Source organism: Variovorax soli NBRC 106424 (assembly GCF_001591385.1).
GTDB lineage: Bacteria > Pseudomonadota > Gammaproteobacteria > Burkholderiales > Burkholderiaceae_C > Variovorax > Variovorax soli.
Genome location: NZ_BCUU01000114.1, coordinates 1 through 14,828, shown reverse-complemented (window position 1 = coordinate 14,828; position 14,828 = coordinate 1). Strand labels below are relative to the sequence as shown.

The window sequence follows — 14,828 nt, the reverse complement described above, 5'->3', positions numbered from 1 at the left end:
CTGCCGCCGAAGCCCGGCACGGTGCCGGCCGGCATACCGCCGCCGGCGCCGGGCGCGCCGAAGATCGATCCGGTGTCCACATCCAGGCTGGGCACGGCACGCCCGGGCGGATAGTCGTCGTAGTACCAGTCGCCATCGGCCAGCACCACGCCCGCCGGCACGGTGGTCTTCGCCACCGGCACGCCCTTGAGCACGCGCTGCATGTAGCTGGTCCACACCGGCAGGCTCAGGCTGCCGCCGGTCTCGCCGCGCACGCCCAGCTGGCGCGGCGTGTCGTAGCCGATCCAGACCACGCCCACGCGCGTGGGCTGGAAACCGGCGAACCAGGTGTCGAAGGAATCGTTGGTGGTGCCGGTCTTGCCGTAGATGTCGTCTCGGCGCAGGGCCTGGTAGGCGCGCGCGCCGGTGCCGTTCTTGATCACGCTCTGCAGCAGCGTGCGCATGATGAAGGCGTTGCGCTCGGGAATGGCGCGCGTGTTCTCGTCCAGCACCGGCGGCTGCGCTTCGAACAGCACCTTGTCGCCGCGCTCCACCACCTTGCTCACCAGGTTGGGCTTGACCAGATAGCCGCCGTTGGCGAACACGCCATAGCCCACCGCCATCTGCAGCGGGGTGACCGAGCCCGCGCCCAGCGCCATGGGCAGGTAGGGCGGCTGCTTGTCGGTGTCCAGACCGAAGTGGCCCGACCATTCCTGCGCATAGGTGGTGCCGATGGACTGCAGCACGCGGATCGTCACCATGTTCTTGGACTTCTGCAGCGCGGTGCGGATGGTCATGGGCCCGTCGAAATTGCCGTCGGAGTTCTTCGGCTCCCAGGGCTGGCCGCCGGTGGTGCCGCGGTCGAAGAACAGCGGGCCGTCGTTCACCAGCGTGGCCGGTGCAAAGCCTTTTTCAAGCGCCGCCGAATAGATGAAGGGCTTGAAGCTCGAGCCCGGCTGGCGCCAGGCCTGCGTGACGTGGTTGAACTGGTTCTGGCCGAAATCGAAGCCGCCCACCAGCGCGCGGATGGAACCGTCGCGCGGGTCCATGCCGACGAAGGCGCCCTCCACCTCGGGCAGCTGCACCACTTCCCATGCGCCCTTGGCGTTCTTGGTGACGCGCAGCACCGCGCCGCGCGCCACGCGCTGGCGCGCATCGGCACGCGCCGACAGGCCCGTCTGCACCAGGCGCAGGCCGTCGCCGGCGATCTTCATCTCGTTGCCGTCGCGGCCCACGGCCACCACCTGCTTGGGCGATGCTTCGAGCACCACGGCCGCCAGCACTTCGCCGTCGTCGGGATGCGCCGCCAGCGCGTCGTCGATGGCGTCGTCCAGCGCTTCGCCATCCGTCGGCAGCTTCACGCTGGCCTCGGGGCCGCGCCAGGGCTGGCGCCGTTCGTAGTCGAGGATGCCGCGGCGCAGCGCCTGGTAGGCCGCGGCCTGGTCGGTCGAGAGCAGGGTCGTGGTCACGGTCAGGCCGCGCACGTAGGCGCTGTCGCCGTACTGCGCCACCATCTGCTGGCGCACCATCTCTGCCACGTACTCTGCATGCAGGCGCTCGGGGTTGTACACGCCGCGCAGCTGCAGCTCCTCGTCCTTGGCCTTGGCCACCTGCTCGGCCGTGACGAAGCCCTGCGCCTGCATGCGGTCGAGCACATACAGCTGGCGTGCCCGCGCGCGGCGCGGATTGACCACCGGGTTGTTCGCGCCCGGCGCCTTGGGCAGCCCGGCCAGCATGGCGGCCTCGGCCAGCGTGATGTCCTTCAGGGGCTTGCCGAAATAGGCTTCCGATGCGGCTGCAAAGCCGTAGGCGCGCTGGCCCAGGTAGATCTGGTTGAGGTAGATCTCCAGGATCTGGTCCTTGGTGAGCTCGTCTTCCAGGCGCAGCGCAATCAGCGCCTCCTTCAGCTTGCGGCTGATGGTGCGCTCGGACGAGAGGTACACGTTGCGCGCCACCTGCTGCGTGATGGTGGACGCGCCCTGGCGCATGCCGTGCACCAGGTTCGACAGCGCAGCGCGCGCGATGCCCACGGTGTCGATGCCGCCGTGCTCGTAGAAGCGCGCGTCTTCCACCGCGATCACCGCGTCCTTCATGGCCTTGGGGATCTGCGCCAGCGGCACCATCTGGCGGCGCTCCTCGCCGAACTCGCCGATCACCACGCCGTCGGTGGTGAGCACGCGCAGCGGCAGCTTGGGCTGGTAGTCGGCCAGCTGCTTCACGTCGGGCAGGCCCGGCAGCAGCAACGCCACCACCACGCCCAGCAGCAGCACGGCGGCCAGCACCAGGCCGCCCAGTCCGAGGGCGGCCCATTTCAACAGGGCTTTCTGGTTGTCTTTCAGTTTCACGGAATCTTTGGGTTGTGTTTTTTGTCCGGGCACAGCCTGGCTCCTCGCCGATGACGATGTAGACGCCGATGCTCGCTGCGCCGCCCGAAGGGGATGTGAAGTTCCATTCGGGCGGACTTCACACAGACTTCACACAAGGATAAGTCGTTTCAAGGAGCCTTCCCACTCGCTTCGTATCCGCGTCCCACAGTGGCGTTGCCGCACAGGCCGTGCGGCTTCCATCTCCACGAGAACAAGAGGACGAACGACATGGAACGACATCGACGCCGCGCCCGCCGGCTCTGGCTTGGCACCCTTCTGCTGGCCAGCCTGTGCTTCGTACTGATGATCGCCAGCCCTGCGCATGCGCAGCAGGAGCAGCGCCAGCCCCGACAGAAGACCGAGAGCCCGTACTTCTTCGTCAAGAGCGACGACCCGTCGGTGGACCGGCTGCCGCTCAAGGGCACGGCGGTGGATGTGAAGATCGCCGGCGTGATCGCCGACGTGCGCGTCACCCAGACCTATCGCAACGAAGGCACCCGGCCCATCGAGGCCAGCTATGTCTTCCCCGGCTCCACCCGCGCGGCGGTGAACGGGCTGACGGTGCGCCTGGCCGGCCGCGTGGTCGAGGCGCAGATCCGCGAGAAGCAGCAGGCCCGCCAGGAATACGACAGCGCCAGGCAGCAAGGCAAGACCGCCGCCCTGCTGGAGCAGCACCTGCCCAACGTATTCCAGATGAAGGTGGCGAACATCCTGCCCGGCGACGAGGTGCAGGTGGAGCTGCGCTACAACGAGCTGCTGGTGCCGCAGGCCGGCAGCTACCAGTTCGTCTTCCCGACGGTGGTGGGGCCGCGCTACAACAGCCCGCGCTCCGAGCTTTCGCAAGCCCAATGGGTTTCACAACCCACGCTGCGCGCAGGCGAGGCATCGGGCGCCGCCTTCTCGATGAAGCTGGCCATCGATGCGCCGGTGGCCATCGGCGAATTGCGCTCGCTCACCCATGCCATCGACGTGCAGCGCAGCGACGAGGACCGGCGTGCCCACGTCGTGCTGAACGCGGCCGGCGAGAGCGCGGACAACCGCGACTTCGTGCTCGACTACCGCCTGTCGGGCGAGCAGATCCAGTCGGGCCTGATGCTGTACCCCGGCCAGAGCCCGGGCGCGGAAAACTTCTTCCTGGCCATGGTGCAGCCGCCGCGCTCGGTGCCTGCGGAATCCGTCTCGCCGCGCGACTACATCTTCGTGGTCGACATTTCGGGCTCCATGCACGGCTTTCCACTGGACACGGCCAAGGCCATGCTGGAGCGCCTGCTCAGCGGGCTGCGCCCCAGCGACACCTTCAACGTGCTGCTGTTCTCGGGCAGCAGCAAGATGCTCTCGCCGCACCCCGTACCGGCCAGCCGCGCCAACATCGAGCAGGCGCTGGACGTCATCCGCAGCTATGCGGGCGGCGGCAGCACCGAGCTCATTCCGGCCCTGAAGCGCGTGTACGACGAGCCGAAGGCCGACAAGGTGTCGCGCACCGTGGTGGTGGTCACCGACGGCTACGTGACGGTGGAGCGCGAGGCCTTCGAGCTGGTGCGCAAGAACCTCTCCAAGGCCAACCTGTTCGCCTTCGGCATCGGCAGTTCGGTGAACCGGCACCTCATCGAGGGCCTGGCGCGCGCCGGCATGGGCGAGCCCTTCGTCATCACCGACCCGATGCAGGCAACGCGCGAGGCCGCGCGCTTTCGCCGAATGATCGAGTCGCCCGTGCTCACCCAGGTACGCGCCCGCTTCGAAGGGCTGGACGTGTACGACGTGGAGCCGCGCAGCCTGCCCGATGTGCTGGGCGAGCGCCCGGTGATCCTCTTCGGCAAGTGGCGCGGGCAGCCCAAGGGCCGTCTGGTGATCGAGGGCCAGAGCGCGGAAGGTCCGTGGCGCCAGCAGTTCGCGGTGAATGCGTCGACGCTGCAACCCGATGCCGCCGCGCTGCGCAGCCTGTGGGCGCGCCACCGCATCGCCGCGCTGCAGGACCAGGAGTCGCTGCAAGGCGGCGGCGAGCTGCGCGAACAGATCACCGCGCTGGGCCTGCGCTATGGCCTGCTCACCCAGTACACCAGCTTCATCGCCGTGGACCAGGTGGTGCGCAACACCGCACCCGCGGACAGCACCCGCGTGGACCAGCCGCTGCCCCTGCCCAAGGGCGTGAGCGAACTCGCGCTGGGCGGCCAGGGCGCGGGGAGCAGCGCCGACGTGCCCGGCACGCCCGAGCCCGAAACGCTGGGCGCTGTCGCCGTGGTGCTGTCGATGCTGGCCATGCTGCGCCGCCGTGCGCGCCGCAACGACACGCGCCGCCTCACCAGCTGAATCGCACACGAATCAAGAAGAACGCCATGACACTCACCACCCTGGCCCAGCGCCACCCACGCCTGTTCGACGAGCTCATTCGCATCGACCGCGCCCCCGCCATCGGCTGGCTCGGCCTGCAGGCCGCCGCCTTGATTCCCACCTGGTGGTGGATGGCCCGCCGCATGGCCGACGGGTCGGACGATCCGCTGGGCGTGCTTGCATTGGGCGCCCTGTGCTTTCTCGTCTGGAAGCTGCGCGCGGAACTGCGCTGCGCGCCGCGCCTGGGCTGGCTGGCATGGGCCAGCGCCGGCACGCTGGCCGCCACCGTCGCGCGCACAGGCATCGGCCCCCTGCCCGCGCTGCCACCTCTCTTCGCCGCGCTCATCGCACTGCTGGCCCTGGCTGCGGGCCTGATGGCAGTCATGCCGCGGCGCGTGGCCAGCGCACCGGTGCTGGGCCTGGCGGTGCTGGCGCTGCCGATCCTCTCGTCGCTGCAGTTCTATGCCGGCTTTCCGTTGCGCGTGATCACCGCCGAAGCCAGCCGGTGGCTGTTGCTGCCCTTCTTCGACGTGCAGCGCGAAGCGGCCAGCCTGGTGGTCGATGGGCGACTGGTCATCGTCGATGCGCCCTGCTCCGGCGTGCAGATGGCGTGGTGCGGCTACTTCGTCGCCTGCGTGGTGGCGCTGTGGGTTGGGCGCAGCAACCGGGGCTTTGTGACGCGGCTGCCCTGGGTCGGCCTGGTGGTGCTGGGCGCCAACGTGCTGCGCAACAGCGTGCTGGTGGCATTCGAAGGCGCCGGCCTGCCGCTGGGCGAAGCGTGGCACCAGGCCGTGGGCCTGGCGGTGCTGGCCGCGGCCTGTGCCGAGATCGCCTGGCTCATGGCGCCGCTGCGCAGGGATCGCAAGCCGTCCTCGCATGCGGCACGCACGGCCGCCATCGCATGACAGACCAGGGAGCGCACGCCATGAACCTCTCCAGCACCTTCCACCAGTTCTTCGCCAATCGCTTCATCAACCGCATCGGCCACAAGACGGCCTTCGGCGCCGTCATGCTCGTGTGCATTGCCTGGTCGTCGACCGCGGCGCTTCTCGCGTCGCCCGAAGCGCGCGACGCGCCGCTCGCGCAGTTCGAGGAATGGCCGTCGCAGTGGGATGGATCACCGCTGCGTCCGCTGGCGCTCAGCCCGGTGGAGCAGCGCTTCGCGCGGCAGTTTCCCGGCGCCATCGCGCGCCTGACCGACGGCCGGCAGACGCTGGTGCTGCGCCGCGTCGATGCGCCCACGCGCATGCTGCACCCGGCCGCCGACTGCTATCGCGCGCTGGGCTACCGCATCGAGCAGGCGCGGCTGGTGCGCGACGGTCAGCAACGGATGTGGCGCTGCTTCGTTGCCGAACAGGGCGGCGACGCCGCGCAGCAGCTGAAGGTGTGCGAGCGCATCGTCGATGCGAAGGGCAGCGCCTTCACCGACAGCTCGGCCTGGTACTGGGCCGCGGTGTCAGGGCAGTCCAGCGGCCCCTGGCAAGCAGTGACGGTGGCACAGCCGCTGAACTGAAGGCGCGCTTTCAACGCGCCAGCGTCACCAGCAGACCGATGGCGCCGCAAATGCCCAGCAGCGGCATCACCCCGATCTTGAAGCGAAACAGCGCCACCGCCGCGCCCACCGCAATCAGTGCCGACACCGCATCGAAGCGTCCGCCGAATCCCTGCGGCCACAGCACGTGCCAGCAGAAGAACAGCGCCAGGTTCAGGATCACGCCCACCACCGCCGCCGTGACGGCCGACAGCGGCGCGGTGAAGCCCAGCTTGCCGTGCGTGGCCTCCACCAGCGGGCCGCCGATGAGGATGAAGAGAAAGGACGGCAGGAAGGTGAAGAAGGTGACCACCGTGGCCGCGAGCGCGCCGCCGAGAAAGAGCGCCTCGGGGCCCAGCACCTGCTTGAGCCAGCCGCCGACGAAGCCGACGAAAGCCACCACCATGATCAAGGGCCCGGGCGTGGTCTCGCCCAGCGCGAGACCGTCGATCATCTGCGCGCCGCTGAGCCACTGGTGCTGCTCCACCGCGCCCTGGTACACATAGGGCAGCACGGCATAGGCACCGCCGAAGGTGAGCAGCGCGGCCTTGGTGAAGAACCAGCCCATCTGCGCGAGCGTGCCCTGCCAGCCCTGCGCCGCCACCAGCGCGCCCATCGCGGCGCCCCACAGCGCGAGCCCGACGAGCACGAGGCGCACGAGCCTTGCGCGCGAGAAGCGCGCATGCGCCGGCGTGGGTGTGTCGTCGTCGATCAGCGCGCGGCCGTAGCTCTGCTGGCCGTTCGCATGCCCGCCGCCCAGCGCGAACACCTGCGGCGCCCAGCGCGCGCCGAAGAAGCCGATGAGCGCGGCTGCGAGCACGATGGCCGGAAAGGGCACGCGGAAGGCGAAGATGGCCACGAAGGCCGCCGCCGCAATGCCCCACATCCACCCGTTGCGCAGCGCCCGGCTGCCGATGCGATGCGCGGCATGCAGCACCAATGCCGTCACCGCCGGCTTGATGCCGTAGAAGAGGCCCGCCACCAGCGGCACGTCGCCAAAGCGCAGGTAGATCCACGACAGCGCGATGAGGATGAACAGCGAAGGCAGCACGAACAGCCCGCCCGCCACCACGCCGCCCCAGGTGCGGTGCATCAGCCATCCGATGTAGGTGGCCAGCTGCTGTGCCTCGGGACCGGGCAGCAGCATGCAGTAGTTGAGCGCGTGCAGGAAGCGCTTCTCGCTGATCCAGCGGCGCCGCTCCACCAGCTCGCTGTGCATGATCGCGATCTGCCCCGCCGGCCCGCCGAAGCTGATGAAGCCCAGCTTCAGCCAGAAGCGGAATGCCTCGCCAAAGCCTACCGCTGCCGGCGGGGTCCCCGCGTCTTCGATGCCCACTGTGTTGCTCTGATTCATGTTGCCGATGATGAAGGATGACCGTGACCGCCGCGTGCGTCCGCGTGCGTCCGCGTGCGCGCCTGTACCACGCCAGGGCGGCCGGTCGATCGAATGTGAGATTCGACCATTTTCAAGGACGGGGCATTGCTTGCCACTGGACAGGGGCGCCCCCAGCATGCGCCTGCCCGGCACCCACGCCGGGTTCGACAAGACCAAGAAGGAGAAGACAACGATGCCTCGTATTCGTATCGCGGCCGTCGGCGCCGCTGCTGCCCTTGTTGCGGGCCTGGCCTGCGCACAGCCTTCCACGATTCCCAACGGACCCAGCGGCGAGAACGAAAGTCTTGCTTCGCTGCGCAGCTACGACCAGTTGATCAAGGCACTGGAAAGCTCGGTCCAGACCTCCAACGGCGCCGCCACGCTGCACTACGCGCCTTGGAAAAGCAACACCGGCCGCCAAGTGCCTTATGTCGTGATCGGCAACGGCCCCACGGCAGCGTTGATCATTGCCCAACAGCACGGCGACGAGATGGAGACCAGCGACTCGGCCGCGAACCTGGTGCGCACGCTGGCGAACAACTCGCAGGCCTCCCAGGTCATCCGCAACTCGCTCACCGTGATCATGGTGCCGCGCGTGAACGTCGACGGCTTCGACGGCGAGAAGCCCGACGGCACGCCAATCACCGACGCCAACGGCAACACCGTGCCCTGGCGCCAGAACTACGACCCGCGCTTCACCGTGAACCCGCTGCCGGCCTTCTACCAGCGCGGACGCGGCTACGACATCAACCGCTACCACGGCTTCCGTCCCGAGTGCCCGCTGGACAATCCCAACTACCCGAACATCAACACGGCCGCCGGCGTGGCCAGTTGCGAGACCGAGAACATCGACAGCACCGCGCCCACCTACGACCTGACCAAGGGCAACCCCGTGCCCGAGGCCAGGAACATCCGCTGGCTCAACGACAAGTACAAGCCGGTGGTGGCGCTGGACATGCACCACCAGGGCACCCGCGTGCATGACGGCGAGATGGTGACGGCTTCCACGCTCTACCCCACCGCGCTGCAGACCGCGCAGTGGCTGCAGGCCGTGGACCCGAATGCGCTGGCACGTTTCAACGCCGGCCAGACCATGGCCAAGCGCGTCGTGGTGGTCATCGCGCAGAAGCTGGCGCAGTACCCCTATGCCAACCTGAGCCGCTACCCCGGCGGCACCGAACCCGGCATCTCGCGCAACGCGTATGGCCTGCTGGGCTCAGGCTCGGTGCTGCTGGAGCTGCGAGGCGGCATCGGCACCAAGTCGGGTGGCTACATCCAGAAGATCGGCTACCACGCGTCGTCGGCCATCCTGGAAGAGCTGGCGAAGGACCCGACGCTCAGCGCCTTCGACCCCAACATGGCCGACGTGCTGGTGGTGCCCGCCAACGGCGTGCCGCCCAGCACCGGCAATGCCGGCGGCGAGGCCGAGGACGACCCCGACCACCTGGGCGGCTAGGCATTCCCTCGCCTCAAAGACCGACGCGGCGCCTGAACTCGCTCGGGCTGCCGCCGGTCTGCTGCTTGAACACGCGGCTGAAATAGGAAAGGTTGCCGAAGCCCGAGGCCATCGCGATGTCGGTGATGCCCAGCCGCGCATTGGCCGGGTCCTGCAGGGCGCGCATGCAGGCCGCCAGGCGCTGGCGCAGGATGTACGCATGCAGTGTGTCGTCCTCGTCGGCAAAGGCGTTGTGCAGGTGGCGCTTGCTGCAATGCAGGGCCGCCGCAATGCTGTCGATGGACAGCTGCGGGTCGCGCAGGTGCGTGGCCACATGGGCGCGGATGCGGTCCTTCAGCGCCTCGCGCTGCGTGAGCGCGGTCTCCTGCCCGGCCAGCTCCATCAGCGACAGTCGCACCAGCTGCACGATGAGCTCGCCCGCGCCGCGCGCCGCCGCCTCGCTCATGTGCGGCAGCTCCTGGTAGGTGTTGCGCATGGCTTCCAGCGCCACGCGCGAGATGCCGCCGGCACCGCCCACCTTGCGCGCCATCAGGCGGTCCAGCGGCAGGCCCGGCGTGGCCAGCTGGGCCTTGGGCACCATCACGATCAGGTGGTCGGTGCGCTCCGGGTTGGCCACGGTGTAGGCGCCGGTGGTGTCGTAGATGGTCCAGGCGCCATTGCGCACCGCGGCTTCGCGACCCTTCTGCTCCACCGCCGCGCTGCCCTGCCAGGGCGCCACGATCTTCAGGTAGCCGCCTTCGCCGTGGCGCGCCATCTGGTCGCTGCGCAGCACGCGGTGGCGGTTGGCCTCCAGCCGCGTGAGGATGACCTCGCCGGCGCGCGAGGCGGCCAGGTGGCCGTCGAACTCGGTGTCGCCGTACAGGTCGGATTCGAGCCCGCCGAAGTGCTGCCACACCCACTCGCGCCACTGCGGCGCGCGCTCGCGGGGCGGCACGACATCGGTGCTCAACAGGGTGGATGCCGCCATGGGCTCGCTCTCAGGTCCTCTGGGTTGGGGGTGGTGAATTGTGTTGCGGCGCCGCCGGCCCTTCCCGCAAGGGTTAACCCCGAGCACCGTGCACGCGCAGACAAGCGCTTTGTGCGCCGCCGGCACAGCAGCCGCGGCGCGCGCTTCCTACGATGCCTGCACGAGGCCGCACGAGCCCGCCACACGAGGAGACATGCCATGACCCACCCTACCCGCCGCCGCTGGATCCAGGGCGCCGCCACCACCCTGGGCGCCGCTGCCGTCGCGCCCCAGCTCTTCGCGCAAGGCGGCCCGGTGAAGGTCGGTTATGCCATCGCCCGCACCGGCCCCTGGGCGGCCGGCGCGCAAGTGAGCCAGGAGCCCAACTACCTGCTGTGGGCCGAGCAGGTGAACGCCGCCGGCGGGCTGGACGTGAAGGGCGCCAGGCGGCCCGTCGAGCTCATCGGCTACGACGACCGCAGCGAGACCGAGACCTGCGTGCGCACCTACGAGAAGCTCATGGGCAGCGACAAGGTCGACCTGATCCTGCCGCCCTGGGGCTCGGGCGCCAACTTCGCCATCGCGCCGCTGGCCAATCGCTTCGGCTACCCCATGCTGGCGCCCACGGCCCTGTCGAGAAAGCTGATCGACATGAACCTGCCGTACTTCTTCTCGCTCCTGCAGCAGCCCGACAAGATGATGGGCGCGCTGGTGGACATGTTGGTGGCGCAGCAGGTGAAGACGGTGGCCATCGTCTACATGGACGACCTGTTCGGCCTGGAGAACTTCGCGGCGCTCAACAACGCGCTGAAGAAGACCGGCATCCAGGTGCTGGAGCGCAAGAGCTACCCGCTGGGCGTGAAGGACCTGGCGCCGGTGCTGCGCGGCATCAAGGACCAGAACCCCGATGCCTTCATCGGCATCACCTACCCGCCCGACACGCTGCTGGTCAGCCGCCAGTCGCGCGAGGTCGGCTTCAACCCCAAGTACTTCTACGCCTCGGTGGGCACCGCCTTCCAGCTGTACAAGAACGTGATGGCCGCCAACACCGAGGGCGTGATCGGCATGGGCTCGTGGAACGTGAAGACCAGCCCCGGCGCCAAGGCCTACTTCGACGCGCACGTGAAGAAGTTCAACAAGGAGCCCGACCGCTGGGCCAGCGGCCATGCCTGGGCCGGGCTGGAGATCCTGCAGCAGGCCGTGGCGCGCGCGGGGCTGGACCGCAAGGCGCTGCGCGACGTGATCGCCAAGAACGAATTCAAGACCATCCTCGGACCGATCCGCTTCGAGCATGGCGAGAACGCATCGATCCCCGGCACGGTCAGCCAATGGCAGGGTGCGGACTTCGAGGTGGTGTGGCCGCTCGATCGCGCCACCGCGAAGCTGGTGGCGCCGAAGCCAGCATGGAAATGACCTGACCAAGAAGGCGCAGCTCCCGTGTCTCTCGTTTCCTGGGCCGAGCTCATCGCAGGCGGCCTCATCACCGGCGGCATCTATGCGCTGGTGGCCATCGGCCTGAACCTGCAGTACGGCCTCATGCGCATCATGAACATCTCGCACGGCGAGTTCCTGATGCTGGGCGCCTTCCTCACCTGGTGGGCGCACACGGCCTTCGGCATCTCGCCTTTCGTGCTGATGCCGCTGGCCTTCGTGCTGCTCGCCGCCCTGGGCATGCTCATCCACGTGCTGTGCTTTCGCCGGCTGGCCGCGCGCGCGCCCAATGTGGACGTGTTCGAGGCGCGCAGCCTCATGGTCGGCTTCGGCCTGATGTTCGCGGTGCAGAACGCGGCCCTCATCGCCTGGGGCGGCGACCTGCGCGGCTACGAGTACCTGGCGCAGCCGGTAGAGGTGGCCGGCATGCGCTTCACCGAGAACAAGCTGGTGATCTTCGGCGTGGCGCTGGCGCTCAGCCTGGGCTTTGTCGCGCTGCTGAAGTTCACGCTGCTGGGCAAGGCGGTGCGCGCGCTCATGCAGTCGCCCACCGGTGCGCAGCTGGTGGGCATCAACACGCGGCGCCTGCATCCGCTGATGTTCGGCGTGGGCCTGGGCCTGTCGGGCGTGGCCGGCGCGCTGCTCTCGATGACCTACGAGATCACGCCGTCGATGGGCGAGCCCTACACCGTCACCGCGCTCATCGTCATCACGCTGGGCGGCTTCGGCTCCATCGCGGGCAGCCTGGCCGGCGGCCTGCTGCTGGGCGTGGTGGAGGCGCTGGGCATGCACTTCTCCAGTCCCTCGCTCAAGATGCTGCTCTCCTATGGCGTGTTCATCGCCGTGCTGCTGTGGCGGCCCAACGGCCTGTTCTCCCGAAAGTAAATGAACTCGCGCAATCTCATCGCAGGGGCCACCGTGCTGCTGGCCGCGGGCGCCCTGCCCTGGGTCGCCTCCGAATTCCTGCAGTCGCTGGCCCTGGCCTGCCTCATGTACATCGCGCTGGCCACCAGCTGGTCGATGTTCTGCGGCGCCACCCGCTATCTCTCGCTGGCCACCTCGGCCTTCTTCGGCGTGGGGGCCTACACCAGCGCGGTGCTGCTGGGCGTGCCGCCCTGGCCGCTGGTGGTGGCCAGTGGCGCGCTGGTGGCCGCCGTCATCGCGGTGGTGATGGGCGCCGCCGTGCTGCACCTGCGCGGCACCTACTTCGCGGTGCTCACCTTCGGCATGACCGAGCTCATCCGCCATGCCATCACCTATGTCGAAAAGCAGGTGTCTGGCACCGTGGGCCGCGTGCTCACGGTGGTGCCCGAAGGCGCCACCGTGTACCTCACGCTGCTGCTCATCGCGGCGCTGTCGATCGGCGCGGCGCTGTGGGTGAAGAAGAGCCGCTTCGGCCTGGCGCTGGCCGGCATCGGCGCGGACGAGCAGCGCGCCCAGACCCTGGGCGTGGACACGCGCCGCGTGAAGATCGCCGGCTTCGCCCTGTCGGCTCTGTTTGCCGGCGCGGTGGGCGCGGCCATGGCGGTGCGCTGGACGTACATCGAACCCTCGGCTGTGTTCAACCCCTTCATCGGCTTCCAGACGGTGCTCATCGCGCTGATCGGCGGCGCGGCCAGCATCGGCGGCCCCATTGCCGCGGCCATCGTGTTCAGCCTGCTGGCCGAGACGCTGCGCCTGCAGCTGCCCTACGGCTACATGCTGGTGCTGGGCCTGCTGCTGGTGCTGTGCGTGATGTACCTGCCCAATGGCCTCGCATCGCTGTGGCAGCGCAAGCCCCAGGGAGGCCAGGCATGACGACGGGCCAACGCCTTCTGGACATTCAACAGGTCAGCGTGCGCTTCGGCGGCCTCACGGCCGTCGACGCCGTGAGCGCCACGCTGGATGCCGGCGAACTGGTGGGCATCATCGGCCCCAACGGCGCGGGCAAGACCACCTTCTTCAACGCCATCTCGGGCGTGATCGTGCCCACCTCAGGCCGCCTGGTGGTGACGGGCGACGACCTCACCGGCAAGGCGCCGCATCGATTCGCGGCGCACGGCATTGCGCGCACCTTCCAGACGCCGCGCGTGTTCGCCGACATGAGCGTGGCGGACAACGTGCGCTTCGGCATGCAGTTTGCCGGACGCCATCGCGAAGGGCCGCAAGGCCTGCGGTCGGTGGAGGAGATTCTTTCCATGCTCGGCCTCGACGCACTGGCGCCCCAGCGCGCCGGCGACATCACGCCTTCGCAACAGCGTTTGCTGGAAATCGGCATGGCCCTGGGCACGCGGCCGCGCGTGCTCCTGCTGGACGAAGTGGCGGCGGGCCTCACCGAAGCCGAGGTGGACGCCATGGCACGCCGCATCCGGCGCCTGCGCGACGAGTGGCAGCTGTCGGTGGTGTGGATCGAGCATGCGGTGGCCACGCTGCTGAAGTACGTGGAGCGCGTGATGGTGCTGCACCAGGGCCGCAAGATCGCCGACGGCACGCCGGCCGAGGTGGTGCGCGATGCCCAGGTCATCGAGGCCTACCTGGGCGACGAACTGCAGGAGGTTGCGGCATGAACGCGTCCGCACATCTTCAGGTCACGGGCCTGGGCGCCGGCTACGGCGGCTTCGCCGTGCTGCGCGACATCCACATCGACGTGCAGCCCGGCATCACCGTCATCCTCGGCCCCAACGGCGCCGGCAAGACCACGCTGCTTCGCGCGCTGGCCGGGCTGATTCCGCGGCAGGGCCAGGTGCTGCTCGACGGCGCGCCCCTGCCGGCGCAGGACGCCACCGCCTGCGTGCGGCGCGGACTGGCGCTGGTGGCCGAGGGCCGGCAGCTCTTTCCCCAGATGACCGTCACCGAGAACCTCGAGCTCGGCGGCTGGCTCGCATCCGCTGCCGAGCGCAAGCGGCGGCTCGCGCAAGCCTTCGACGATTTCCCGCGCCTGAAGGAGCGCGCCACGCAACTGGCCGGCACCATGAGCGGCGGCGAGCAGCAGATGGTGGCCGTGGCCCGCGCCATGATGTGCGGCCCGCGCCTGCTCATGCTCGACGAGCCGTCGCTGGGCCTGGCGCCGCGCATGGTCGACGAGCTGCTGGCCATCGCCGGGCGCATTGCGCGCCAACAGGGCGTGACGGTGCTCATGGTCGAACAGAACGTGCGCAAGGCCCTCTCGGTGGCCGACCGCGGCTACGTGCTCGAGCGCGGCCGCATCGTGGCCGCGGACAGCGCCGCCGGACTCCTCGCTTCCGATGTCATCCGCCGCGCCTACCTGGGCACGGCCTGAACTCAACCACTTCCCCAGGAGAAGAAAGACATGACCGCCATTTCGATGCTGATCGACGGCCGCGCCGTGGCCGCCGCCAACGGTGCCGTGTTCGAGCGCCGCAACCCGCTGGACGGCAGCGTGGCCACCACCGCGCCGGCTGCCACGCCGGACGACG

12 protein-coding genes are annotated in these 14,828 nt (G+C 69.1%); 9 read left to right on the top strand and 3 right to left on the bottom strand.

All coding sequences use genetic code 11. The annotated features are described in order from the left end of the window. A partial coding sequence (locus VSO01S_RS23060) for a penicillin-binding protein 1A (protein WP_444545710.1) occupies nt 1-2,324 on the bottom strand: 2,324 nt, incomplete at its 3' end. A 249-nt stretch (nt 2,325-2,573) separates the two neighbouring features. Here VSO01S_RS23060 and VSO01S_RS23055 point away from each other — a divergent pair. From VSO01S_RS23055 to xrtQb, 3 genes are read left to right on the top strand one after another with little or no spacing between them, the layout of a single operon-like run. Continuing rightward, nucleotides 2,574-4,652, top strand: coding sequence for a VIT and vWA domain-containing protein (locus tag VSO01S_RS23055; RefSeq protein ID WP_068645128.1), 2,079 nt, complete (start codon nt 2,574-2,576; stop codon nt 4,650-4,652). Between the two features lie 26 nt (nt 4,653-4,678). After that, nucleotides 4,679-5,578, top strand: coding sequence for an exosortase Q (xrtQa, locus tag VSO01S_RS23050; RefSeq protein WP_068645127.1), 900 nt, complete (start codon nt 4,679-4,681; stop codon nt 5,576-5,578). 20 nt (nt 5,579-5,598) lie between these two features. Next, nucleotides 5,599-6,186, top strand: a complete 588-nt coding sequence (gene xrtQb, locus VSO01S_RS23045) for an exosortase Q subunit 2 (RefSeq protein ID WP_068645126.1) — start codon at nt 5,599-5,601, stop codon at nt 6,184-6,186. A gap of 10 nt (nt 6,187-6,196) precedes the next feature. Here the strand turns inward: xrtQb and chrA are convergent, their stop codons facing one another. Continuing rightward, nucleotides 6,197-7,558 (bottom strand): chromate efflux transporter, encoded by a 1,362-nt coding sequence (gene chrA / locus VSO01S_RS23040; RefSeq protein ID WP_068645125.1) that lies wholly within the window; start codon nt 7,556-7,558, stop codon nt 6,197-6,199. 214 nt (nt 7,559-7,772) lie between these two features. On the opposite strand from chrA, the gene VSO01S_RS23035 reads away from it, so the two are divergent. Next, a complete protein-coding gene (locus VSO01S_RS23035) occupies nt 7,773-9,035 on the top strand; it encodes a M14 family zinc carboxypeptidase (RefSeq protein ID WP_161944470.1) in 1,263 nt (420 codons plus the stop codon). 13 nt (nt 9,036-9,048) lie between these two features. Here the strand turns inward: VSO01S_RS23035 and VSO01S_RS23030 are convergent, their stop codons facing one another. Further along, nucleotides 9,049-10,002 carry an AraC-like ligand-binding domain-containing protein gene (locus tag VSO01S_RS23030; protein WP_068645123.1) on the bottom strand — a complete coding sequence of 318 codons (954 nt, stop codon included), beginning with the start codon at nt 10,000-10,002 and terminating at the stop codon, nt 9,049-9,051. 198 nt (nt 10,003-10,200) lie between these two features. Here VSO01S_RS23030 and VSO01S_RS23025 point away from each other — a divergent pair, with 198 nt between their 5' ends. From VSO01S_RS23025 to VSO01S_RS23005, 5 genes are read left to right on the top strand one after another with little or no spacing between them, the layout of a single operon-like run. Then, nucleotides 10,201-11,394 carry an amino acid ABC transporter substrate-binding protein gene (locus VSO01S_RS23025; protein WP_068645122.1) on the top strand — a complete coding sequence of 398 codons (1,194 nt, stop codon included), beginning with the start codon at nt 10,201-10,203 and terminating at the stop codon, nt 11,392-11,394. A gap of 24 nt (nt 11,395-11,418) precedes the next feature. Continuing rightward, nucleotides 11,419-12,297 (top strand): branched-chain amino acid ABC transporter permease, encoded by an 879-nt coding sequence (locus tag VSO01S_RS23020; RefSeq protein ID WP_068645121.1) that lies wholly within the window; start codon nt 11,419-11,421, stop codon nt 12,295-12,297. Next, entirely contained in the window at nt 12,298-13,209 is a 912-nt protein-coding gene (locus VSO01S_RS23015) for a branched-chain amino acid ABC transporter permease (protein ID WP_068645120.1), read from the top strand. After that, entirely contained in the window at nt 13,206-13,958 is a 753-nt protein-coding gene (locus VSO01S_RS23010; protein ID WP_068645119.1) for an ABC transporter ATP-binding protein, read from the top strand. Before VSO01S_RS23015 ends, VSO01S_RS23010 begins: the two co-directional genes overlap by 4 nt. Then, complete coding sequence (locus tag VSO01S_RS23005) at nt 13,955-14,671, top strand: ABC transporter ATP-binding protein (protein ID WP_068645118.1); 717 nt, start codon at nt 13,955-13,957, stop codon at nt 14,669-14,671. The genes VSO01S_RS23010 and VSO01S_RS23005 overlap by 4 nt, the downstream gene beginning before the upstream one ends. Nucleotides 14,672-14,828 lie beyond the last annotated feature (157 nt).

Bases quoted from the DNA above. Each gene is read 5' to 3' on its own strand.
- VSO01S_RS23030 (WP_068645123.1), bottom strand. From the start codon at position 10,002: ATGGCGGCATCCACCCTGTTGAGCACCGATGTCGTGCCGCCCCGCGAG.
- xrtQa (WP_068645127.1), top strand. From the start codon at position 4,679: ATGACACTCACCACCCTGGCCCAGCGCCACCCACGCCTGTTCGACGAG.
- VSO01S_RS23010 (WP_068645119.1), top strand. From the start codon at position 13,206: ATGACGACGGGCCAACGCCTTCTGGACATTCAACAGGTCAGCGTGCGC.
- chrA (WP_068645125.1), bottom strand. From the start codon at position 7,558: ATGAATCAGAGCAACACAGTGGGCATCGAAGACGCGGGGACCCCGCCG.
- VSO01S_RS23025 (WP_068645122.1), top strand. From the start codon at position 10,201: ATGACCCACCCTACCCGCCGCCGCTGGATCCAGGGCGCCGCCACCACC.
- xrtQb (WP_068645126.1), top strand. From the start codon at position 5,599: ATGAACCTCTCCAGCACCTTCCACCAGTTCTTCGCCAATCGCTTCATC.
- VSO01S_RS23015 (WP_068645120.1), top strand. From the start codon at position 12,298: ATGAACTCGCGCAATCTCATCGCAGGGGCCACCGTGCTGCTGGCCGCG.
- VSO01S_RS23055 (WP_068645128.1), top strand. From the start codon at position 2,574: ATGGAACGACATCGACGCCGCGCCCGCCGGCTCTGGCTTGGCACCCTT.
- VSO01S_RS23035 (WP_161944470.1), top strand. From the start codon at position 7,773: ATGCCTCGTATTCGTATCGCGGCCGTCGGCGCCGCTGCTGCCCTTGTT.
- VSO01S_RS23005 (WP_068645118.1), top strand. From the start codon at position 13,955: ATGAACGCGTCCGCACATCTTCAGGTCACGGGCCTGGGCGCCGGCTAC.